A 23,159-nucleotide genomic window follows, 5' to 3' on the forward strand; every position below is an offset into this window, starting at 1 on the left:
GATGAAGTGCTTAGTTGTGAGTGATAGTCATGGAGATCGTGATATATTAGAATCTATTTTAGTACATAATAAAAATCAAGTTGATGTATTTTTTCATTGTGGCGATTCAGAATTAGAAGCAAATGATCCGCTTTTTAATAAATTTGATGGTGTCCTAGGAAACATGGATTTTGATATGAATTTTCCAGAAGAATTAGTTGAAATTGTGAGCGGGGAAACTATCTATCTCTCTCACGGGCATCTGACTAACGTTAAAACAGGACTGTTCACACTTGAATTAAAAGCTAAGGCTAATCATGCTAAATTCGTATTTTTTGGACATACTCATGAATTAGGATGTGAGATGACTGACGATGGCGTATTAATTTTAAATCCTGGGAGCATTAGTCTTCCTAGAGGGATGTATCAAGGGATTGGTGGAACATATGCGATAGTAGAAGCAAACGAAAAAAATGTTCACGTCTCATATTTCACTAGACAGCATAAATTAATACCAGAATTAACTTGCGAGTTTAAACGTAAATAGCGAAAAAAAACCTCTAAACGAATTTTATCGTTTAGAGGTTTTTAAAATTTAAGCTAGCATAAAAAGTGATTTGTATAGGAAAACGGCACAAATGCCGGCTGCAATTGGTGCAACGACTGGGACCCAACTATAATCCCATTGTGAGTTACCTTTATTTTTAAGAGGTAATAGTTGATGTAGTAAACGTGGAGCAAGATCACGAGCTGGGTTTAGGGCTGGGCCAGTTGCGCCACCCAATGATGCAACTAATACAAGGACTAAGAAACCTAATCCGAGATGAGCTGTTCCGAGGTTATCGGAGAAAAATGGTGCTTTTGTAATACCAATGGCGCCAAATATCAAAATGAAAGTACCAACAAATTCATTAATAAAACCATTTAATTTACTTTGAGCGGCATCAATAGTTGAGAAAGTACCTAAAATACGTTCAGGATCAGTTGTTTGATCATAGTAAGGTTTGTAGGCTGCAACAACAATAGCTTGTCCAACGAATGCACCTAAAAATTGTACTGTCATGTAGGGAAGTACTTCACCCCATGGGAACAAACCAGAAAAAGCTAATCCTAAAGTGAAAGCTGGATTAATATGATTTGCTGAAATACTACCAAAGATTAAGGCGGGAATCATAACACCGAATCCATAACCGAAGGCGATTAAAGCCCAATCACTACCATGTCCTTTTGTATGCCCAAGTTCGACATTGGCCACCGAACCATTACCTAAAATAACCATAATTGCTGTACCAATAAATTCTGCAGCTAATCTTGTTGTTAATGTATAATCCATTGTATCCTCCTATTTTTGTTCGCAATATTTATTATGTTACCAATATTGCGAACAAATGTAAATATTTATTAATAATTGGCTCGATTTTTAAAAAAAATTAGTGTCTGCGTTCAATTTATTATAAAATAGGAGTTGTTCTAAAAGTTTGGAAGGAGGACCTATTGAATGATAGCTAAGTCTATTGAAAAAATGTTATCCGAAAACCAGGAACACTTTTTAATTCCAGCTGAAATTGTTGCTAATGTACAAGAAAATAACTTCCTGGATCACGCACTATTGGTTTTAACAAAAGTTCATTATGCTAAAATTCCCGTTTTAGATAATGATTATAAGTTTAAAGGATTGTTATCCTTGTCTATGATTACTGAGACAATGTTAGGATTAGATGAATTGGATGTCAGCCGATTACACGAAGTTCGTGTTAAAGATGTTATGGAAACTGATATTCCCACTATTCAAGATCCTTACGATATTGAGAATGTTTTGCACTTACTTGTGGACCATCCCTTTTTATCAGTTGTTTCTTCTGAGGGCAGTTTTACAGGTATCGTGACACGTCGTGAGCTTATGAAAAGTATGAATCATATTGCTCATGAATTTGAAAAAGAGTATATAGTTCAAGATATTGAAACTAAAGAAAGAAAATAAATAATATGAAATATTAGGAGAATGATGATGGCAAATTTAGATGCACACGAAATTATTAATTTTATTAGCACTTCAAAAAAGAAAACACCCGTTAAGGTATATATTAAAGGGGATTTAGTTGAAATCGATGTACCAGATACGATAGAAGACTACTTAAATGATAAAGCTGGCGTTTTATTTGGTGATTGGGCAGATATTGAACCTTTCCTAAATGAAAATTCAAAAATTGTAAGTTCTCATATTGAAAATGAAACTCGTAATTCAGCTGTTCCGTTATTAGATTTAAAAAAGATTAATGCACGTATTGAACCAGGTGCAGTTATTCGCGATCAAGTTTTAATTGGCGATAACGCTGTTATCATGATGGGCGCTATCATTAATATTGGTGCTGAAATTGGTAAGGGAACAATGATTGATATGGGTGCTGTTTTAGGTGGTCGTGCAATTGTTGGAGATAATTGTCATATTGGTGCTGGAACAGTACTTGCTGGGGTTGTCGAACCACCTTCAGCAACACCTGTTATTATTGAAGATGACGTTTTAATTGGTGGAAATGTTGTCGTGCTTGAAGGCGTTCGTGTTGGTAAAGGTGCCGTTGTTGGTGCTGGAGCTGTTGTTACTAAAGATGTTGCACCTTATACGGTAGTCGTAGGGATGCCCGCAAAAAAAGTTAAAGATATCGATGATAAAACAAAAGATAAAACAGAAATTTTAGCAGAGTTACGTAATATCTAGAAATAAATTGAAACGAGGGAACAGATAGAAATGAGTTTAACAACTGAAGAACTAATTAAAATCAGACGGGACTTACACCAAATTCCGGAAATTGGATTAGAAGAATTTGAAACTCAAGCCTATCTACTGAACTTAATTTCAAAATTTAATCAAAGTTTTATAGTAATTAAAACAGTTGAAACTGGTATTTTAGTTCGAGTAGTTGGTTCTATTGGCGGGTATACAATTGGATATCGGACTGATATTGACGGACTACCTGTTACTGAAAAGACAGGACTGCCATTTTCATCACGGAATGAAGGTAGAATGCATGCTTGTGGGCATGATATTCATATGACGGTTGCGCTCGGAATTCTAAATTACTTTTCTGAAAATCAACCAACAGTAAATATGACTTTTATCTTTCAACCAGCAGAAGAAAATGCCAGTGGTGGTAAGCGACTCTATGAGAGTGGATTATTAGATGAGTGGATGCCTGATGAAATTTATGCATTCCATGATAATCCACAATTACCTGCTGGAACAATTGGAACTCGATTAGGCACTTTGTTCGCAGGTACGTGTGAAATTCATGCACACCTAGCCGGAAAAAGTGGACATGCTGCATACCCACATCAGGCTAATGACATGGTAGTTGCTGGTGCACAGTTGGTCACGCAATTACAAACGATTATCAGTCGAAATGTCGATCCAATACAATCTGGAGTTGTTACGTTGGGTCAATTTACTGCTGGAACGACTGGTAATGTTATTGCTGGTGAAGCACAGATTAATGGAACAATTCGTGCGTTAACACAAGAAATGAATTTATTGATTCAAAAACGTGTTAAAACAATTTGTGAGGGTATCGCATTAATGTACGATTGCGAAGTAGAATTAAACCTCATTCAAGGTGGTTATCTACCTGTTGAAAATGATGATAGCAGGACTGAAAACTTTATTCGATTTATGAAAAACGATCCAGAAGTTTCATTTGTTGAAACACAACCTGCAATGACGGGAGAAGATTTTGGATTTTTATTGTCTAAAATACCTGGAACAATGTTTTGGTTGGGTGTAGATAGTCCTTACTCGCTACATTCTGAATTTTTGGCGCCTAAAGAAGCTGCAATTGATGCAGGTGTTCTTGCAATGGTCCATTTTTTGACAGATAGAGATCAACAAATAAGAAACTAAAAAATGACTCAATTATGATTTCATAATTGAGTCATTTTTTAGTTAAGTGAGATAGGTGAGTTTAAGACATGTATTTGAGCATCATTTAAAGCCGTTAGATAACCGGCAAGAAATGTCCGTTGAGTAGATGCCTGTTCACCATTTAAAGTGAACACAACGACTCTAAAGACCAAATTTCCTTTGCCAAGATCAACTAGACCTAAAATATTTGGTCCATCTTTAATTTCGGGATGAAGTGGGACTAACTTTTCATTAACGTTCTGTACAATATGGGTGATTTTATCCACATCGTCAGTGACATCAATTCGGATATCGATAACTGCTCGCATATTATTGCGAGATAAATTACTGACAATTGTGATATTTCTATTTGGGACAAAATGCAAAATACCATCATAGTCTTCAATTTGAGTCGTACGTAGGCCGACAGCCACGATAGGACCCTCAATTGAATCAATTCTAACGATATCTCCAACATCGAATTGTTGTTCTAAAAGAATAAAGAATCCAGTGACGACATCAGTTACGAATCCTTGTGCGCCAAGACCTAAAGCAACACTTAAGATTCCGGCACCTGCAATTAAGGTACCAACGGGAACACCGAGCACCGACAGAATAGCGTAAAGATAAAAAAATAACATAATATAGTGAAAAATATTTGATGTTAGTGAATTGATTGTTTCAACTCTATTTGTTGAATATCTATCGGATCCTCGATATTGATTAAATGTCCGACGAATGATTTTTTTTCCAATCCAATTTATAAGGATAAATAGAAAAGAAAAGAAAACAAGAGAAAAAACTAGTTCAACTAGGTTACTAATAATGGCATCCCAATCGATATGAGCTATGTAACGTGAAAGGAAAGTACTTTGTTTTGTAACGGTTTTTAGTAATGTCCCTAAAAGTAAATTGTCCTTTGTGAAATGCTCTAAAAAAAGATTGTTTAAAATGGCGATCACCCCTAAATTAATTTATTGATATCATCATAGCAAACATGTGGGCTAATGTGTAATTTAAATACAAAACTGTCGTATGTTATCAATTGCAGTTTTTAGGTTCGAATGCTATCCTATAAGTAGATTTTGAATTAATGTACGTAAGTAAATAGGAGGAATTATTATGACAGGTGGACAAATTGCAGGATTAATTGCCGCTGTTGCTTTCGCGGTCTTAGTCCTATTCATTATTTTCGTTCTTATGAGAATGATGAGAACACTCGGAGAAGTGAATAAAAGTATTTCATCTATTACCAGCGATGTTGATGGCTTATCAAATGAAGTTGAGAATATACTCGTAAAATCAAATATTTTATTAGACGATGTAAATGGTAAAGTAGCAACAATTGATCCTTTATTTCAGGCTGTTGCTGATTTGAGTGAAAGTGTGTCTGATTTGAATGATGCAAGTCGAGGATTAATGACACACGTTTCAGCGACGTCAAAGAGGGCTAAAGATTCTTCAGCTTTCATTAATGTTGGTAAAAAGGCATTTAGTTTTTATAAAAATAGAAAAGTTTAAAACAAGGAGGGGTTTGTTATGTCAAAAAAATTTTTATTAGGATTGGTAGTTACAGGTGGGGTTGCCGCGTATACAGCTTCTAAATTAATTTCTGAAAAAACGAAACAAGATATTAAAGAACATTTGGAAGAAAAAGCTTTAGATGTACGTGATCGCGTGTTAGAGTATAAGGCTTACGCTGAAGACGCTAGTATTGATTTAAAAGATAAAATGGTTGATTTTGATGAAATGAAAAATAATCTAAGTGATAAATTTTCTGAAAAAAGTGAATTATTAATGAGCCAGGATGCGTATGTTAATGCTAAAGATGCATTAATTAATGCAAAGAACGATTTGAAAAACAAATTAGCTATGGAATCAGACGATATATTTGAACAAATGACTGATTTAACAGATGAGTTTTCAGACTTAGCTGAAGAAGACATCTATGTTGATAGCAAGAGTGCTTTTGGCGAAGCTAAAGATGCTGATGCTGCAGAAGGCAAAGCTGAAACAATTTATCCAGATGGATGGACAGGCGAAAAATAAAAGTAAAATGAGTACCACAATTTTTAATGCGAACTATTTGAATTAATTAACTTTAAAATAATAGGTAACCACATGTTGTTCGAAAAGGAGTAGCATATGGTTACCTATTATTTTAGTTAAGACTCGTAGTTTATGGAATATTTAAAAATAAAAACCCCTAAAGTTTTCTAACTTTAGGGGTTTTTATTTTTATTAGTGTAGTTCAATTGTTTTTAATGTTTTTGGTGTAACTGTAAATGGTTCATTACCGTTTTCAGTTAGATAAATGCAGTCTTCAATACGAACGCCAGCAACGCCTGGAATGTAAATACCAGGTTCTATTGAGAAACACATACCTGGTTTAAGTTCCATTTTATTTCCTTCCATAATTGAAGGGAATTCATGTTCACTTTGTCCCATACCATGACCAAGGCGATGAATAAAGTAGTCACCATAACCAGCCTTGACGATGACATCACGAGCAATTTTATCTAAATCTTCCGCAATCATACCTGGTTTAGCAGCAGATTGCGCTTTTAATTGCGCTTCAAGACAAACTTTGTGAATTTCTAATGCTTTTTCATTTGGTTTACCGAATGCTACAGTACGACTAGCATCTGAAATATAACCATCTGAGATAACACCTAAATCAAATAATGTTAAAGCATTTGATTGGATAAGATCCTTTTTTGCAAATCCATGAGGTTCAGCGGCATTTTTTCCACTTTGAACAATAGTGTCAAAGCTCATATGCATGATTCCTTTTTTCATCATTGCATATTCAATTTCTGCAACAACATCTTGTTCAGTTCTGCCTTCTTGAAGAGCGTTAAAGCCAACTTCAAAAGCAACATCTGCCCATTTTCCAGCAATTTTTAATTTTTCAATTTCGTCTGGTGTTTTAATTACTTTAAGTGTTTCGATAAAGCTTGTTGCATCAGCTACAAATTCAGCACTTGGGAAGATACGACTAATAGCATCATATCTTTCAACTGTTAGGCTGCCTTTTTCAATAGCCCATTTCTTTGGTGAATTTTTACGTTTATTTATTTCACTTTGTATGATTGCGAAAGCATCTTCGTGATCAAGATAACCATAAACGGGATATTTCCAGCCGGTATCTTTGGCAGCTTCGACTTCAAGAGCGGGTGTGAATAAAAATGGGTCTTGATCAGGAAATACAAAGAGAGCTAAAACGCGCTCAATAGGATCACTTTCAAAACCGGTAAAATATTGAATACTCATTGGATCGTTGATATAAGCAATGTCAGTACCATTATTGGCAAGCCATTGTTGTAAAGATGCAATATGTGACATGAAATCTCTCCCTTTACAATAGTATACTGTATTATAGCATAAGTAAGACATAACAATTAAATATTGAAATTTTCATAACAATTAAAAATTGAAATTTTCATAATATAAAAATTATTTTCATGAAAATAAGGTAAAAACGCTTGCAATTGTCTTAAAAATTTGCTAAATTATTCTAGTGCTTGAAAACGGAATGAAAACTTGATATTTAAGTAATGAGAGGAAATAATACTAATGGATAAACAAACAATTACAATTTATGACGTAGCAAGAGAAGCAGCTGTTTCAATGGCAACTGTTTCACGTGTGGTTAACGGTAACCCTAACGTTAAACCTGCAACAAGAAAAAAAGTTTTGGAAGTTATTGATCGACTTGATTACAGACCTAATGCTGTTGCTAGAGGATTGGCAAGTAAGAAAACGACAACAGTTGGGGTTATTATTCCCGATGTAACTAATATTTACTTTTCATCATTAGCTCGTGGAATTGATGATGTTGCAACAATGTATAAATATAATATTATTTTAGCTAACTCTGATCAAAATGGTCAAAAAGAAGTGCAAGTATTAAATACATTATTAGCTAAACAAGTTGATGGTATTATTTTTATGGGAAATCAAATTACTGATGAATTACGTGCTGAACTTAAGAGAAGTCGTACACCAGTTGTCCTTTCAGGTTCAGTTGATCCTACTGGAGAATTAGGTAGTGTTAATATTGATTATATTGCAGCTGTAATGGAATCAGTAACGGATCTAATTAATAATGGCAATAAACGTATTGCATTTGTTTCAGGTTCAATGGATGAACCCATTAATGGCGAATACCGACTAAAAGGCTATAAATTAGCTCTTGAAAAAGCCGGAATAAAATTTGATCAAGACTTAATTTTTGAAACAGATTATTCATATCGAGCTGGCGAAACCTTATGGCCAGCAATTTCTTCAAGTCATGCAACTGCTGCTTTTGTTGGTGATGATGAATTAGCTGTTGGTGTTTTGAATGGTGCTCGAGATGCTGGTTTGAGTGTACCCGAAGATTTTGAAATTATTACAAGTAATGATTCAAAATTGACTGAGATTGTTAGACCCAAATTATCTTCAATAACACAACCTTTATACGATTTAGGGGCTGTATCTATGAGATTATTAACAAAATTAATGGATAAAGAAGAAGTTAGTGAAAAAACAATCCAATTACCATATGGCTTAATTAAGCGTTCTTCAACAAAATAATATAATAAAAAACTTGGTTTTCTAAATTATATTTGGAAAATCAAGTTTTTATTATACTTGGATGGGAAATTTTATGAAAAATAAAAATAATATTTACTTTGTTTTAGCCTTATTAATTATTGTAATTCTGTTTATTAGTTCTTCGGAAACGTACAAGCAGCAGACATCTATTCCTTTTTTAGAAAAGTATTTAGCTGGTAAACCATTTGAAAGTATGTTGTCACATATTTCATTTAGTTATGCTGGAGCAGATGAAAGTTTTAACCATGTTGGTTATTTTAAATTAGTTGAGTTTTTCATCCGTAAAACTGCTCATTTTATGACATATTTCTTTATGGCTAGCTTCATATTCTTGGGAGTGAAAAATAAAATTAAGTATTGGCGTTACAGTGGGCTTATTGCAGTTGCTTGTGCAGCGCTATATGCAGGACTTGATGAAATTCACCAAAGTTTTACAGGTGGCAGAACGCCCTTAATCCAAGATGTTTTACTTGATACAATTGGTGCAACAACAGGTGTAATTTTGACGATATTAATTTTAATGTACTATCGGCACAAAAAAGCTAAAGAAAACTAGTTCAGTCCTATTCTCGTGAAGAAGGTTGATATTAAGCTATTATTTTGATATCATAATAAACGGTTAAAAGTAAAAATTCAGAAACATTTCGGAAAGAGGTAGGGAATTATGTCAGGACATTCAAAATGGAATAACATCCAAGGTCGTAAAAATGCACAAGATGCTAAACGTGGTAAAATTTTCCAAAAATTATCGAGAGAAATTTACATGGCTGCAAAAAGTGGTGGTCCTGATCCCGATTCGAACCCCTCATTACGTTTGATGCTTGATAAAGCTAAAGCTGCAAATATGCCAAAAGATAATATTAAACGTGCTATTGATAAAGCGTCTGGTTCAGAAGGTGCAGATTATGAAGAAATTACATATGAAGGCTATGCACCTGGTGGCGTTGCCATCTTAGTTCATACCTTGACGGATAATCGTAATCGGACTGCTTCAGAAGTTCGTATTGCATTTACACGTAATGGTGGAAATTTAGGAGAAACAGGTTCAGTTAATTACATGTTTGATCGTAAAGGTTACATCGTTATTTCTCGTGAAGAATTAGATACTGATGAAGATGCTATGTTTGAAGATGTTATTGATGCTGGTGCTGAGGATTTGAAAACATCAGAAGAATTATTTGAAATCTATACAGATTCAAAAGATTTACCAGATGTACGTGCTTCATTAGAAGCAAAGGGATACAAATTAGATACATTTGAATTAGTAATGATTCCTCAAAATCTAGTACCAGTACCGGAAGATAAAATTGAACAATTCCATCATATGATTGATGCATTGGAAGAAAATGATGATGTTTCAGAAGTGTTCCATGCTGGTGATATTGCAGACGAAGATTAAGATACTCTCTATAATAAAGAGATAAGTCATCTTAAAAAGTTAGAAATTAATTAAATATAAAAATATGAAAAGCCAAAATTAAATGTTTTGGCTTTTTTTGCGTACTTAAATATATGGAAAGGAGGGATATTGAGATGATTGAAACAGAAATACAAGAAATGATTAAAATATGTGTTAAAAACAGAGCAAGTGATATGTATATAATTCCAAGTGCCAAGGGATGCTTAGTTAAGTATCGAACGTTGAATAACTATCATAGCCTTAATGTATATTCAGAAAAAAAGATGATACAAATGAATAATTTTCTTAAATTTAAGGCAAATATGATTCTGAGCGAAACTAGGCGGCCGCAGTTTGGGACTTTTCAATGGCAGATAGAACATAAAAAGGTAAATTGCCGAATTTCGAGTGTTGGCGATTTTTTAGGTAGAGAATCGATTGTTATACGATTTATTTATTCGAATACCGATGTACCGTTACTTCAACTTTTACCAAATCAATTTCAGCAGTTGATAAATGCATGTGGGTCCAGTGGGCTAATTTTATTCTCAGGTCCAATGGGTTCAGGTAAGACAACGACAATGTACCAACTGGCTGAAATGATTCAGAATCAAAGAACAATATTAACTATTGAGGATCCAGTTGAAATTCAAAATCCTAATTTTATTCAATTACAGGTTAATGATAAAGCAAACATGACATATGCGGAATTATTAAAAGTTGGATTGAGGCACCATCCTGATATTTTTATTATCGGTGAAATCAGGGATGAAGTCACTGCCAATGCTGCAATTAAAGCTGCAATGAGTGGTCATTTAATTTTAAGTACCGTACATGCAAGAAATGCAGTAGGAACAATTAAACGACTTGAAAATCTTGGCGTTAGTCGAGATGATCTCAATAGAACGCTACAGGCAGTAAGTTATCAGCGATTAATTGAAACAACGAAAGGTGGAAGCGGTGTACTATTTGATATATTAACAGGTCAAAAGTTAGAGTCTGTTCTTGAAGGAACATTTAATCAAAAAATAGCTTTAGAAAGGTGGCATGATAACCTTGATCAATGTATTAAGAAAAATATTATTACAATTGAAACAGCAAATAATTTTAAATAGAAGAAAATGGTCAATTCAAAAACAAAGTGAATTTTTCGAAGTCTTGGCAGACTTATTAGATTCGGGATTTTCGCTCAGGCAATCTTTAACAACGGCGACTAAATTATTTCCAGTTGGGAAAATAGATATTCAAAAAATTGAATCCAAGTTAAGAAGTGGTGAACCCTTCTCAACAGGTATCAAGCCGTATATTTCAAAAAGTTCGTATTATCAAATTACGATTTCTGAAAAATATGGCGGATTAAATAAAAGTATTAAACAACTCGGAAAATTGATGACGGTTAGAGTAAAACAAAAGAAACAGTTAAAGCAACTCATGCAATACCCAATGATTCTGATGGGATTACTGGTTGTCTTATATATCGGAATCCAACAATTTATTTTGCCTGAAATAAATTATAGTCAGTTAGGTGCGTCATCAAATTCTAACTTTAAAATGATTTTAATGAAGAGTATTATCTCTGTCGTAATTAGTCTATTTATCGGATATATCATAAAAATTATCATTCGTGTTTCAAAACAAAGTACGATGAACAGGCATGTTTGGTATTGTCAGGTCCCCATAGTAGGTAAAATTTATCGGGATTATTGTCATTATTATTTAACATTTAATTTGGGTCTGCTTTTAGCAAGTGGTTTAAATTTGAATAAAATATGTGATTATTTAAATCAATTTGATCAAAAATCTTTACTATATCAGTTAGGTAAACAGTTAACGAATCATTTTGAAAATGGTGGGAGTACAAAACAAATGATCGATAAAAGTCCTTTATTTCCTAATGAGATAACGACATTTCTCGCAAAAGGTAATACGTTAGATGTGATGAGCCAAGAATTATTAATGTATTCGGAATTAACTTATCGTAAATTTGAGTCATCTGTCGAAAGAATCATGATTTATGTACAGCCAGTTGCATTCATAATTGTAGCGGCCTGTATTGTTGGGTTGTATTTAACAATATTATTACCTATGTATCAAACTATGGAGGAAATTCAATGAAAAAAAATAGAAAAAAATTAAAAGCATTTACGCTTGTTGAAATGCTATGTGTCTTATTTATTATCTCACTTCTAATGTTGATTATATTACCTAACATTGGACATCAAAGAGCAGGTGCTAAACGGGTTAATGATGAAGCGTTAGTTAGCGTCGTCCAAACGCAGGTTGATTTGTATGAAAATGAAACGCATAATAAATCGATAAATTTTGCTGATTTAGTTTCGGAAAAATATTTAACTGAAAAGCAAGAAAAGGAAGCAAAAGATAATCATATTATTATCTCGAATAATGTTGTTAAAACAGAAAACTAAATTTAAAGCATTTAGTTTATTTGAAATGCTTATTTCGTTGGCAATTACTAGTATTTGTGGTCTATTGCTAATGGGGCCAATGGATCAAGTACTTGCGATATCTAAAGAAAAACAATTTTGGCAAAATTTTGAACAACTTTGGCAAAGTGCAGTGGTAGAGGCACCGATGAATCGGATGCCTAATAGTATTAATTTTAATGATGATAAAATGACCATTATTAATGGCAATAGTAAAATTAAATTAGACTATCCGAAGACTGTGACAGTTAAAAATAGAGTAACGATAAAAATAAATAAAAGTGGGCAAATCACTGGTAAAACAGTTAATTTTAAATCCACATTACCAAATAGAAATCAAAAAATAGTATTTCAAATTGGGTGGGGTCAATTTATTAGAAAGGATGTCGAATAACGTGCGTAAAATGTCAGGAATTGTGTTAGCTGACGCTATTATGACTTTAACTATTGTCGCATCAGGTTTTGGATTATATGTACAGACCAATCACACATTACAGAAACAAGAAGATTATTGGAATCATAAAACAACAACTACAAGAAATCTGAAAGAAATCAGTAAATTATTAGTCATTCATCCGACAAGTAAATTATCAAAAATAGTTGATGGCGAATTACAATGTGCTACTATGTCTGAAATTCGAATTAAGTCTGAAAATGATTTAACAAGTATTAAATTGCAATGAAAAGTTTTTCTTTGTTAGAAACTATTATTGCATTAGGTATATTTATCATCTCTCTTAGTCTAATGACAACATGTTGGCACTTATGTACAAATGAACACCAAGAAATTAGCGGAGATAGAGATTTTTCGTTACAGCAATGTATCGGATTATTGGAGTCAGATCACTTAGATTTGAAGATAATAGATGTTGGTCAATATACAATTTCATTAAAAAATAATAAGACAGGAGCTCGCTACTATCTTAGTCAGCATAATGAAATGATACAGTTTATTGGATTTTCAGGAGGTCATATACCAATTTTATATCATGTGAAATCATTTTCGGTGGCATACGATGAACCAATTCTATTTTTAAAAATCAAACAAGAACACCAAAATAAGACTTTAAAATTGGTAATACCTATGGAAAAAAAGGATTAAGATGCGAAAAATCAAATTATTAAACGGACATTTAGTTGTATCAGCCATATTTTGTTTAATGTTATTAATTGGTTTGTTATTGGGACAACTGATATATTTCCAAGCAAAATTCACTAGTTATCAGAAAATATGCCAATATAATCAAGCAGAAACTATGAAAAACATGACTATTTTAAATCAAAAAGCAAAAAATCTAAAAGAAAAATATACTTATAATTATGGTGTTGTTGAATATCAAAAAGGAGCCTATCAGGTTATTTTGAAGAATGGTAATCGATATTCTTTTTCAGAAAAATGATAAAAAAGAAACTTAACTTGAATTGAGAATTAAAAATCGTTAAACTGAAACGAGCAAATAAATTCAAGGAGTGATTTTATGTCATTAGAAGAAATAGAAATGAACTTTAATCAGATTAATGAAACAATTGATATTTTACAAAAAAGTTTAGAAATCACTTATTTGGACGCATTTATTGAGACTAGCAATAATTTGTTAGATAATAAATCTGTACACGTAGAAGATGGATTACCAAGTGAGCAAGATGTAAAAATTTTGAATCAGATTTATAAAAAAATGAATTTGAATGCCTTATCGTCAGAAGATGTACGTAAAGTTGTACAGTTAGTTTTATTGAAGGCAACAAGACAAGAAAGTATTCAACCTAATCATCAAATAACACCAGATACAATTGGATTTTTAGTTGCATTTGTATTAGAAAAATTAATAAGTACAAAAAAATCGTTTAGTTTATTGGACATTACAGTGGGATCAGGGAACTTACTGACGACGATTTTGAATCAAATGGCTGCTGATAAGTTTGAGATTTCAAAAGCATACGGGATTGATAATGATGATACAATGTTATCAATTGCAGGGTTAAGTGGACAATTACAACACTTAAATTTAGAATTATTTCACCAAGATGCGGTTGATGACCTAATTGTAAAAAAATCTGATGTTGTTATTGCTGATTTACCAATTGGTTATTACCCTCTAGATGAAAGAGTTACCCATTTTGCTACACATGCAACTGAAGGTCATTCATATGTACATCATTTATTAATAGAACAATCAATCAAATACTTAAATGATGGCGGTTTTGGCATATACCTTGTTCCTACTGGTTTATTTGAAACAGAGGAAGCAAAAAAATTACTCGTTTACATTCAATCAAATGCATATCTTCAAGGTATGCTCAATTTACCTGTGGAATTATTTAGTTCAGCTAATTCACGTAAATCTATTTTGATTTTACAGAAACATGGCGAAGGTAGTAAACAAGTTGATGAAGTACTATTAGGTGATTTCCCATCACTAAAGGGTGAAGAACTATTTCAGAGCTTTGTTAAAACGTTAGATAAGTGGATAAAGGCCAACTTTAATAATAAGTAAAGTGACTCATATTTTGAGTCGCTTTTTTTATTTAATTATAAAAAGAATAATTTCTTTAGAAATTAACATGTGTCATGTATAATCTACTTAATTACTATAGAGGGAGTTTGATATTAATGGCAGAAAAAAGTTCAGAAGATCAGCATGTTAGAGGATTAAAAAGTCGACATGTTCAATTAATTGCAATTGGTGGAACAATTGGGACTGGTTTATTCTTGGGAGCAGGTCAATCTATTCATTTGGCTGGGCCATCTATTTTATTGGCATATATTATTACCGGAATTGCATGTTTTCTTTTAATGCGTTCGTTAGGTGAATTACTGTTATCGAATGTGAATGCACATTCATTTATTGATTTTATTTATGAATATCTAGGTGAAAAGGTTGGATTTGTTGCTGGATGGACATATTGGGTCTGTTGGGTAACAATTGCAATGACAGAAATTACCGCAGTCGGGTTATATATGAAATTTTGGTTTCCTAACTTGCCGCAATGGATTCCTGGTATGGTTATGCTCCTTATTCTTTTAGGAATAAATTTAGTTACAGTGGGATTATTCGGTGAAACAGAATTTTGGTTTGCACTCATTAAAATTATTGCCATTATTGTGTTGATATGTATTGGCGTGTATATGGTAGTGGTAAACTTTAAAACTTCAGCTGGGCATGCCAGTTTGACGAATTTAGTAAGTCACGGTGGATTTTTCCCCCAAGGAATTAAAGGATTTATTTTGTCATTTCAAATGGTACTGTTTAGTTTTGTCGGTATTGAAATGGTAGGATTAACAGCTGCAGAAACTGAAAACCCAACAAAGGTTATCCCAGAAGCAATTAATGAAATACCCTTAAGAATTATTTTGTTTTATGTAGGATCATTATTGGCAATTATGGCGATTTATCCTTGGAATATGATTTCGGAATCACAAAGTCCATTTGTTCAAGTATTTGAAAATATAGGGATAAAATCAGCAGCCAGCATTATTAATATTGTTGTAATTACAGCTGCAGCCTCAGCTTGTAATGGGTCTTTATTTAGTACAGGTAGAATGTTGTTCTCGCTTAATTATAATAAAAAAAATAAATTTTCTAAAAAAATTAGTAAGTTATCACATAATCAAGTACCTGCATTTGCATTACAATTTTCGACTCTTGTGATTGCAATTTCAGTCGTACTGAATATGTTTATGGCTGAATCGGTATTTACATTTATTTCAAGTATTGCAACGACTTGTTTCTTGTTCATTTGGGGAGCAATTGTAATTGCACATTTGAAGTATAGACGAAAAATAAAACTAGAAAAAACAGAATCAATGCTAGTATTTAAAATGCCTTTCTTTCCTGTTACAAATTATTTAATTCTATTATTTCTAACTTTTGTAGGTATTGTGCTATGCTTAAAACCTGATACATTAATTGCGCTGATTGCTTCAATTGGTTGGTTAATTGTACTCTATGTTATTAAAAGTGTTCAAATGAAGATGGAAAATTAAATTTTTGCTGAAAAGACCACGTGTGAGGGTCTTTTTTTGTATACTTAGGGCACAAATTAAAAGTAATTGTTGAAAATATTGTTTGATTTTGCTTCTAAAAACATTACAATTTAATAGTTAATTTCAGCGCGAGCAATACTATTTTCTGCATGCTATTTTTTGTAAAGGGTCATATAAATTCACTTGGACACGGTAAGCAGTATAATATAGGATATAGTATAACTAATAATGTTGAACCCACCTATTAGGAATTTGATGGTTAGAAAAGAACTTTAGGACAACCATAATAATATAGTTAGTGAAAAGAAAGTCAGTAAATAATCAAAATAAGGTGGATATAAACTAATGGAAAAAATAACGATTTTACATACAAATGATATTCATTCACATTTAGAAAATTGGCCTAAAATTAGGCGATTTTTACAATCTGAAAAAATAAAGCTTGAAAAACAAAATCAAACTGTTTTAACTTTTGATATTGGAGATGCAATTGATCGTGTGCACCCGTTGTCGGAAGCTACAAATGGCAAAGCCAATATTGAATTAATGAATACTGTAGCATATGATGCAGCGACAATTGGTAACAATGAAGGTATTGGTAATTCGCGAAGCCAATTACAACATTTATATGATAATGCAAAATTCGACATTATCCTTGATAACGTGGTAGATGGAGAAGTTAATAATCGTCCTGCATGGGCCAAAGAATATAAAATAATGGAAACTGCAGCTGGAACTAAAATTGGAATAATTGCCTTGACAGCACCATTTCCAATGACGTATGAGATGAATGGTTGGGAATCTAATCAAATTGATACCGTTTTACCTTCACTTTTAAAAAAAATAGCAGGTAAAGTAGATGTTATTATTTTGTTATCACATTTAGGTTTACCTGTAGATAGAAAAGTAGCTGCAAAGTATCCTCAGATAGATATTGTATTAGGAAGCCACACACATCATTTATTGAAATCCGGTGAAAAAGTTAATGAATCATTATTGGCCGCAGCTGGTAAGTGGGGGATGTACGTGGGCGAAGTAGCGATTGAACTTGAAAATCATAAAATTAGAAAAGAAGTTGCTAAAGTAATTGAAACAGAAAGTTTAGCAGAAGTTATAAGTGACCAAGACGAAATAGCAGAATATAGATTACGCGGAGAAAAAATTTTAACATCTGAAGTTGTTGCAAAATTGCCTGAAGATTTAGAAGCATCATGGACTAAAAATTCAGCATTAATGCAGACATCATTGAAAGCCATCGAAGCGGGTACAAAAACGGATATTGCAATGTTAAATGGTGGATTATTTTTGAAAAATTTACAAAAAGGATTTGTAACAAAAAATGACCTGCATCAAACACTGCCACACCCAATGCGGGTTATTACTGCTAAATTAACTGGTTATAATCTATGGCGATTAGTACAAGAAATTAAAAAGAATAGTTCATTTCTTAAGAAATTCCCAATTAAAGGGATGGGTTTTAGAGGCCAATTATTTGGTGAAGTAGTGATTGATGGACTGGTAGAACAAGAAAATGGGGACCTTATATATCATAACGAAAAAATTGACTTGGATGCATATTATACTATTGCAACAGTTGATCATTTTATGTATATACCGTTTTTTCCAACCATAGAAATAACCGGAGAAATTTCGATAAATGGCAAGAAATTTTTAAGAGATTACGTTGGGGACTATTTAAAACTAGAATTTTCTGTATAATGAAGTATGACTAAAGTTGTAAAAGGAGGTTTGAGATTTGAATCAAGCACAGAAAGAAAAGAGAGAACAGCAACTTGCAATAAAAGCAGAAAAAATTAAAGCTTATGCTAGTGATGTTGTTCGACAGAGTGAAACCCGAGTACTAATCGATAACCGTCCATATGATCTTGTTTCCAATTATAGAGATGGTTTTGAAATTGAAAAATTAACGGAACGATTTAGCCAAATTTTAACGAAATATGATTATATTGTTGGAGACTGGGGATATGATCAACTTCGATTAAGAGGTTTTTATAAAACCGAGAATAAAAAGGCATATCGGTCACAATGTATCGATACTCTTGAAGATTATTTATATGAATATTGTAATTTTGGATGTTCTTATTTTGTGTTGCACAATTTGGAAATTCAAAAACCTGAACCAATTTCTAATCCTAAAGAACGTAAAAAAACAGTTAAACCAGTTGGTAAGAAAAGAAAACCTGTAGTAAGGGCGCACACAACTGAAAAAAAATATCAAATAAAAAATAAAAAAACTAAAGTACCATTAAACAAGTCTAAACCAGTAAAACCACAAAAAAATAATTTAAAAACGGCAACAAAACGAACAAAGAAACACGAATTTGTAATTAGGCAAAAAGATAAAGCATAATTAAATAGGCAAGGTGATAATAATGGCATATAAAGGTTATATGATTGATTTAGATGGTACAATCTATCGAGGAAAAGAAAAAATTGCGGCAGCAAAACGATTTATCGAGTCTCTACAAGCAAGAAATATTGCATTTTTATTTGTGACTAATAATACGACTAAAATACCAGCTGATGTTGTCAATAATTTAGCAAATAATTTTGATATACATGTAACTGAGAAAGAAGTCTATACGGCGGCACTTGCAACTGCAGATTATCTAGATGCGTTAAACCCTGATAAAAGAAGTGTTTATATTATTGGTGAAAACGGATTAAAGAAAGCAATTATGGATAAAAAATTTATTATTGAGGAAACGACGCCTGATTATGTTGTTGTTGGGTTAGATTCCGATGTTACGTATCATAAATTTGAAATGGCAACTTTAGCAATCAAACGTGGTGCTAAATTTATTGGAACAAATGCTGATACTAATATTCCGAATGAACGTGGACTACTTCCTGGTGCTGGATCGCTGGTAAGGATGGTTGAATGTACAACACAACAAGAAGCTACTTATATTGGTAAACCTGAAACTATCATCATGGAAAAAGCCCTATCAAGACTTGGCTTGAAGAAAAGTGAAGTTGTGATGGTTGGAGATAACTACATGACAGATATTAAAGCCGGAATTAACTTTGGGGTTGATACAATGTTAGTCTATACGGGCGTTTCAACAAAAAACTTAGTGGCATCTAAAAAAGTTCAACCAACTATTCAATTGGATTCACTTGATGATTGGGACTTTGATAATGATAGAGCGCGTTAAAAAAATGGGACAGTGGCTAAGTTTATATCTAGCGATTGTCTCTTTTTCTATTATATTGGTAATTAATAGTACGTTTGTTTATAAAATTTTTATCAAGCAATCACATTTGAATAAAATTGTTGGGTTAAACCAATCAGAATTAATGTCTGATTATAATAATTTATTAGACTATTTTAACTATCCTTGGGTAAATAAAGTAAAAATGATATTGCCTTCATCATATAATGGGATGCAACATTATCATGATGTTAAACAATTGGTGCAGTTTAATTATGGTTGTTTTTTAATTTTAGGATTTATTGCAATAATATTTATTGGTCAATTAACAAAACAAAAGGAATTATGGAAATTGGTAAGACCTTTTCAGATGGCTATTACTGTTCCTTTTCTTAGTGTATTTTTACTTTTCTTTAATTTTGATCATTATTTTATACTATTTCATGAGCTCGTGTTTAGAAATAATGATTGGATATTTAATCCTAAACTAGATCCAATCATTTTGGCATTACCAGAAAATTTTTTTATGATTTGTTTTCTAATGGTCTTTTGTCTAATTGAGATGTTCTTTTTAGTTGGTATTTACTTTGGTAAGAGAGAAATTAAACGTAGTAATTAAAAAAACGAGACACCAGTGAAAATGGCGTCTCGTTTTTTTATTAGATTAAGATAGAAAGGGTGGGATATTAATAGCTAGTTATTTACTTAATTTTGACTTAATACCACTAAATACAGCTGGAATTAAGGAAATTAGTATGATTCCCAATACGACTAAAGAAAAATGTTCCTGTACGATTGCAATGTTTCCAAAGAAAAATCCAGCAGAACAACAAATGGTGACCCATGCAAATCCGCCAATTAGACTAAAGCGTAAGAAGCGAGAGTACTTAAATCCGCTACCACCAACGATGAAGGGAGCAAGCGTACGAATAATAGGCATGAATCTTGCTAAAATAATTGCGGGTCCACCATGTTTATTGAAAAATTGTTCTGTTTTATCGAGACTATCTTTGCTAATCATTTTATTAAATAATGAATGATCTGAAATTGAGTTCCCTACTTTTTTTCCAATAAAGAAATTTAGTGAGTCTCCCATGTACGCTGCAGCAAGAAAGAGGATTACAAATATCCAAATATTCAAATGATAAATTGAATTTGCTGCTAGAGCACTAGCTGCAAATAAAAGTGAATCACCAGGTAGGAAAGGTAAAATAACCGCTCCAGTTTCTATGAAGATAATAAAAAATAAGATAAGATAGGTCCAATTTCCAAAGTTGTTCACAATACTAATCAAGTGTGTGTCTATATGTAAAACAAAATCTATAAAAAAGTTTATGACAGACATAATATTAAATACCCCTTAAGTTCTATTTTTTTAATAATGTGGATTCATTAGTTGCGTACTATGAATAGTTCGATTAATATTTGGGTTTATAAAATTTAGGGCACTAGTTACGGCAGTCGGTGCTTCACCAAATCCTGAAGCAATTAGTGCTATTTTACCAGGGTATGAAACAATATCTCCTGCGGCAAAAACACCGGGAATGGAAGTTGCCATTTCAGAATTTACCGAGATTAGTTTCTTATCCATATTTATACCCCAAGCATTAATAATTTTATTATCGGATAAGTAGCCATAATTCACAAGTAAATTATCAACAATTATCGTTTTATTAAGATTATTTTTAGAATGTTTTAGCAAAATTTCAAGGCGACCATTCTTTTTAGAAAGTGATTGTATCGAAAAGGGAGTTTCAAATATAGTATCAGTTTTTTTGAGTTTTGTGACATTGTACTCTAGAGCTCTAAAGTTATCTCGACGGTGAATCATATGAATTTGTTTTGTAATGTTCGATAGCTCATTTGCCCAATCGATAGCAGAATCACCACCGCCAGCAATAGCAATTTGTTTATGAGAAAATTTAGAAAGGTCACTAATATTGTAAAATAATGATTCATTCTCGAATGTTGCTGAATTAGCAATATTTAATTTACGTGGCTGAAAAGAACCAATTCCAGCCGTAATAATAATTGTTCTACTATATGTAACCCGTTTAGAAGTTTGAATCCTAAAAATATCATTCTCTTTTTCGAAATTTAAGACGGTCTCATTTAATTTAACGTCAAAGTCAAATTGGTGAGCTTGCCTTGAAAGTTCCTTAATTAGATGTTCACCTGATATGCCAGTGAATCCAGCTATATCATATATTTTTTTCGTTGGATATAATGTACCAACTTGTCCACCAATGTCGGGAAGACTTTCAATAACTTGAGTTTTAGCTTGGCGCATGTGCGCATAAGTTGAAGTAAATAGTCCGATGGGTCCGGCACCAATGATAGTAATATCAAATATTTCATTTGTTGTCATAACAGTCTCCTAGCATTCCATTTAATAGCATTATAATAGTATAACGCATAAAAAATATAAAGTAATAGTAAAATAGAGTGAAATTGGGTACAATGGAATCAATAAAGTTTGAATAGGAGGAACATAGTTATGACATACCCACAATTAGACTTAGAACATGTAGTTGGACCAAAAGTTAAAATGATTACGAATTACGGTGATATAACGATTCAATTATTTCCAGAACAAGCACCTAAGACGGTAGAAAATTTCATTGGACTTTCAGAAAATGGATACTACAAAGACGTTATTTTTCATCGAGTGATTTCTGATTTTATGGTTCAATCTGGTGATCCAACAGGATCTGGAATGGGTGGTGAAAGTATTTGGGGTAAATCGTTTGCAGATGAATTTTCTTCTGAACTTTTTAACTTAAGAGGTGCTTTATCGATGGCTAATTCTGGACCATCAACAAATGGTAGTCAATTTTTTATTGTCCAAAATTCGAATGTTCCTGAACAGATGATTGGACAATTAAAGGATGCAAATTATCCTGAAGAGGTAGTCGTAGAATATAAAAAAGGTGGAACTCCTTGGTTAGATTTTCATCATACAGTATTTGGACAAGTTGTTAGTGGAATGGACATTGTTGATAAAATTGCGGGTGCAAAAACAGCTATGCAAGATAAACCAGTTGAACCAATTGTAATTGAAGATATGATAGTAACAAAATAAAGAGGATGAAAGTCCTTTTTATTTTGGCCGTTTTTACCGAAAGATTGAGGAGTATAAATGAAATATAGAATTGGACAAATTATTGTAGGAACTATAACAGGTATTCAATCATATGGTGCTTTTGTAACAATTGCGGATGGAGTTCAAGGCTTAATCCATATTTCGGAATGCCATAACGGTTATGTGGATAACATATTGAATTATTTAAAAATAAATGAAAAAATTACGGTTAGGATTATTGATATTGATGAATATAACAGTAAAATGAGTTTTTCAATTAGAAATTTTACTAAACAAAATAGTAATCTTAAAAGTACAGGTATTAAAATAAAACATAAATATTATTGGACAAATAGGTCTATAGATACAGGGTTTAAAGCAATAGATGATAAAATGGATTTTTGGATAAGCCAACAATTAAGAGATATTCACAGAAATAGACTTGACCAAGAAAAAGAAAGCTGATATATTTAATAAGTGCTATTGAGGCGATAATGAATATCGCAAATAAAGTGTTGACATGAGATATACCAGATGGTATATTAATAAAGCTGATTGATACGGCAAGAAGAAATGAATATTTATTCAAAAAAATTCTTGACA

General features: G+C 32.4%; 29 protein-coding genes. 24 read left to right on the forward strand and 5 right to left on the reverse strand.

Going from position 1 to position 23,159, the window contains the following annotated elements; genetic code table 11:
* Position 1 precedes the first annotated feature (1 nt).
* Positions 2–526 carry a YfcE family phosphodiesterase gene (locus AC1RPU_RS06585; RefSeq protein WP_481762414.1) on the forward strand — a complete coding sequence of 175 codons (525 nt, stop codon included), beginning with the start codon at positions 2–4 and terminating at the stop codon, positions 524–526.
* 48 nt (positions 527–574) lie between these two features.
* Here the strand turns inward: AC1RPU_RS06585 and AC1RPU_RS06590 are convergent, their stop codons facing one another.
* Entirely contained in the window at positions 575–1,312 is a 738-nt protein-coding gene (locus AC1RPU_RS06590) for an MIP/aquaporin family protein (protein WP_409022771.1), read from the reverse strand.
* A gap of 165 nt (positions 1,313–1,477) precedes the next feature.
* On the opposite strand from AC1RPU_RS06590, the gene cbpB reads away from it, so the two are divergent.
* The 3 genes from cbpB to AC1RPU_RS06605 are packed head-to-tail and all read left to right on the forward strand — an operon-like array spanning position 1,478 to position 3,871.
* A complete protein-coding gene (cbpB, locus tag AC1RPU_RS06595; protein WP_481761827.1) occupies positions 1,478–1,960 on the forward strand; it encodes a cyclic-di-AMP-binding protein CbpB in 483 nt (160 codons plus the stop codon).
* A gap of 27 nt (positions 1,961–1,987) precedes the next feature.
* Entirely contained in the window at positions 1,988–2,695 is a 708-nt protein-coding gene (gene dapD, locus AC1RPU_RS06600; RefSeq protein ID WP_481761826.1) for a 2,3,4,5-tetrahydropyridine-2,6-dicarboxylate N-acetyltransferase, read from the forward strand.
* 30 nt (positions 2,696–2,725) lie between these two features.
* Entirely contained in the window at positions 2,726–3,871 is a 1,146-nt protein-coding gene (locus AC1RPU_RS06605; protein ID WP_481761825.1) for an N-acetyldiaminopimelate deacetylase, read from the forward strand.
* A 38-nt stretch (positions 3,872–3,909) separates the two neighbouring features.
* On the opposite strand, the gene AC1RPU_RS06610 is transcribed toward AC1RPU_RS06605, so the two are convergent.
* Positions 3,910–4,830, reverse strand: a complete 921-nt coding sequence (locus tag AC1RPU_RS06610) for a mechanosensitive ion channel family protein (protein WP_481761862.1) — start codon at positions 4,828–4,830, stop codon at positions 3,910–3,912.
* Positions 4,831–4,993: 163 nt separating this feature from the next.
* Between AC1RPU_RS06610 and AC1RPU_RS06615 the strand changes: the two genes are divergently transcribed.
* Positions 4,994–5,392 (forward strand): DUF948 domain-containing protein, encoded by a 399-nt coding sequence (locus tag AC1RPU_RS06615; protein WP_481761824.1) that lies wholly within the window; start codon positions 4,994–4,996, stop codon positions 5,390–5,392.
* A gap of 18 nt (positions 5,393–5,410) precedes the next feature.
* Positions 5,411–5,920 (forward strand): hypothetical protein, encoded by a 510-nt coding sequence (locus AC1RPU_RS06620; RefSeq protein WP_409022765.1) that lies wholly within the window; start codon positions 5,411–5,413, stop codon positions 5,918–5,920.
* A 192-nt stretch (positions 5,921–6,112) separates the two neighbouring features.
* Here AC1RPU_RS06620 and AC1RPU_RS06625 read toward each other — a convergent pair whose 3' ends face one another.
* Positions 6,113–7,216 (reverse strand): M24 family metallopeptidase, encoded by a 1,104-nt coding sequence (locus tag AC1RPU_RS06625; RefSeq protein WP_481761823.1) that lies wholly within the window; start codon positions 7,214–7,216, stop codon positions 6,113–6,115.
* A 231-nt stretch (positions 7,217–7,447) separates the two neighbouring features.
* Between AC1RPU_RS06625 and ccpA the strand changes: the two genes are divergently transcribed.
* From ccpA to AC1RPU_RS06705, 16 genes are all read left to right on the forward strand, one after another.
* Positions 7,448–8,449 carry a catabolite control protein A gene (gene ccpA, locus AC1RPU_RS06630; protein WP_409022763.1) on the forward strand — a complete coding sequence of 334 codons (1,002 nt, stop codon included), beginning with the start codon at positions 7,448–7,450 and terminating at the stop codon, positions 8,447–8,449.
* Between the two features lie 73 nt (positions 8,450–8,522).
* Positions 8,523–9,026: a VanZ family protein gene (locus AC1RPU_RS06635; RefSeq protein WP_481761822.1), complete on the forward strand. Its 504-nt coding sequence runs from the start codon at positions 8,523–8,525 to the stop codon at positions 9,024–9,026.
* 108 nt (positions 9,027–9,134) lie between these two features.
* Positions 9,135–9,869 (forward strand): YebC/PmpR family DNA-binding transcriptional regulator, encoded by a 735-nt coding sequence (locus AC1RPU_RS06640; RefSeq protein ID WP_481761821.1) that lies wholly within the window; start codon positions 9,135–9,137, stop codon positions 9,867–9,869.
* 134 nt (positions 9,870–10,003) lie between these two features.
* Positions 10,004–10,984, forward strand: coding sequence for a competence type IV pilus ATPase ComGA (gene comGA / locus AC1RPU_RS06645; protein ID WP_481761820.1), 981 nt, complete (start codon positions 10,004–10,006; stop codon positions 10,982–10,984).
* A complete protein-coding gene (comGB, locus tag AC1RPU_RS06650) occupies positions 10,926–11,984 on the forward strand; it encodes a competence type IV pilus assembly protein ComGB (RefSeq protein ID WP_481761819.1) in 1,059 nt (352 codons plus the stop codon). Before comGA ends, comGB begins: the two co-directional genes overlap by 59 nt.
* Entirely contained in the window at positions 11,981–12,295 is a 315-nt protein-coding gene (gene comGC / locus AC1RPU_RS06655) for a competence type IV pilus major pilin ComGC (protein ID WP_409022758.1), read from the forward strand. The genes comGB and comGC overlap by 4 nt, the downstream gene beginning before the upstream one ends.
* Positions 12,273–12,707 carry a prepilin-type N-terminal cleavage/methylation domain-containing protein gene (locus AC1RPU_RS06660; protein WP_409022757.1) on the forward strand — a complete coding sequence of 145 codons (435 nt, stop codon included), beginning with the start codon at positions 12,273–12,275 and terminating at the stop codon, positions 12,705–12,707. The genes comGC and AC1RPU_RS06660 overlap by 23 nt, the downstream gene beginning before the upstream one ends.
* A 1-nt stretch (position 12,708) precedes the next feature.
* Positions 12,709–12,996: a hypothetical protein gene (locus AC1RPU_RS06665; protein WP_409022756.1), complete on the forward strand. Its 288-nt coding sequence runs from the start codon at positions 12,709–12,711 to the stop codon at positions 12,994–12,996.
* Positions 12,993–13,415 carry a competence type IV pilus minor pilin ComGF gene (locus AC1RPU_RS06670; protein ID WP_481761817.1) on the forward strand — a complete coding sequence of 141 codons (423 nt, stop codon included), beginning with the start codon at positions 12,993–12,995 and terminating at the stop codon, positions 13,413–13,415. Before AC1RPU_RS06665 ends, AC1RPU_RS06670 begins: the two co-directional genes overlap by 4 nt.
* A gap of 1 nt (position 13,416) precedes the next feature.
* The gene (locus AC1RPU_RS06675) at positions 13,417–13,713 is read left to right on the forward strand and encodes a hypothetical protein (RefSeq protein ID WP_481761816.1); all 297 of its coding nucleotides are present in this window, start codon (positions 13,417–13,419) and stop codon (positions 13,711–13,713) included.
* Positions 13,714–13,791: 78 nt separating this feature from the next.
* Positions 13,792–14,808, forward strand: coding sequence for a class I SAM-dependent methyltransferase (locus AC1RPU_RS06680; protein WP_481761815.1), 1,017 nt, complete (start codon positions 13,792–13,794; stop codon positions 14,806–14,808).
* A 116-nt stretch (positions 14,809–14,924) separates the two neighbouring features.
* Complete coding sequence (locus AC1RPU_RS06685) at positions 14,925–16,298, forward strand: amino acid permease (protein WP_481761814.1); 1,374 nt, start codon at positions 14,925–14,927, stop codon at positions 16,296–16,298.
* Between the two features lie 345 nt (positions 16,299–16,643).
* The gene (locus tag AC1RPU_RS06690) at positions 16,644–18,017 is read left to right on the forward strand and encodes a bifunctional metallophosphatase/5'-nucleotidase (protein ID WP_481761813.1); all 1,374 of its coding nucleotides are present in this window, start codon (positions 16,644–16,646) and stop codon (positions 18,015–18,017) included.
* A 37-nt stretch (positions 18,018–18,054) separates the two neighbouring features.
* Positions 18,055–18,669 (forward strand): YutD family protein, encoded by a 615-nt coding sequence (locus tag AC1RPU_RS06695; RefSeq protein WP_481761812.1) that lies wholly within the window; start codon positions 18,055–18,057, stop codon positions 18,667–18,669.
* Between the two features lie 22 nt (positions 18,670–18,691).
* Positions 18,692–19,477, forward strand: a complete 786-nt coding sequence (locus tag AC1RPU_RS06700; RefSeq protein ID WP_481761811.1) for a TIGR01457 family HAD-type hydrolase — start codon at positions 18,692–18,694, stop codon at positions 19,475–19,477.
* On the forward strand, positions 19,461–20,093 hold the full coding sequence (locus tag AC1RPU_RS06705) for a TIGR01906 family membrane protein (RefSeq protein WP_481762413.1): 633 nt from the start codon (positions 19,461–19,463) through the stop codon (positions 20,091–20,093). The genes AC1RPU_RS06700 and AC1RPU_RS06705 overlap by 17 nt, the downstream gene beginning before the upstream one ends.
* A gap of 78 nt (positions 20,094–20,171) precedes the next feature.
* On the opposite strand, the gene AC1RPU_RS06710 is transcribed toward AC1RPU_RS06705, so the two are convergent.
* Positions 20,172–20,810, reverse strand: a complete 639-nt coding sequence (locus AC1RPU_RS06710) for a VTT domain-containing protein (RefSeq protein ID WP_481761861.1) — start codon at positions 20,808–20,810, stop codon at positions 20,172–20,174.
* 39 nt (positions 20,811–20,849) lie between these two features.
* On the reverse strand, positions 20,850–21,842 hold the full coding sequence (locus AC1RPU_RS06715; RefSeq protein ID WP_481761809.1) for an NAD(P)/FAD-dependent oxidoreductase: 993 nt from the start codon (positions 21,840–21,842) through the stop codon (positions 20,850–20,852).
* A gap of 129 nt (positions 21,843–21,971) precedes the next feature.
* On the opposite strand from AC1RPU_RS06715, the gene AC1RPU_RS06720 reads away from it, so the two are divergent.
* A complete protein-coding gene (locus AC1RPU_RS06720) occupies positions 21,972–22,556 on the forward strand; it encodes a peptidylprolyl isomerase (RefSeq protein WP_481761808.1) in 585 nt (194 codons plus the stop codon).
* Between the two features lie 57 nt (positions 22,557–22,613).
* Positions 22,614–23,021: a CvfD/Ygs/GSP13 family RNA-binding post-transcriptional regulator gene (locus AC1RPU_RS06725; RefSeq protein WP_481761807.1), complete on the forward strand. Its 408-nt coding sequence runs from the start codon at positions 22,614–22,616 to the stop codon at positions 23,019–23,021.
* The last annotated feature ends 138 nt before the right edge of the window (positions 23,022–23,159 follow it).

Source organism: Dellaglioa sp. CoH-55-MRSF-7 (assembly GCF_056782235.1).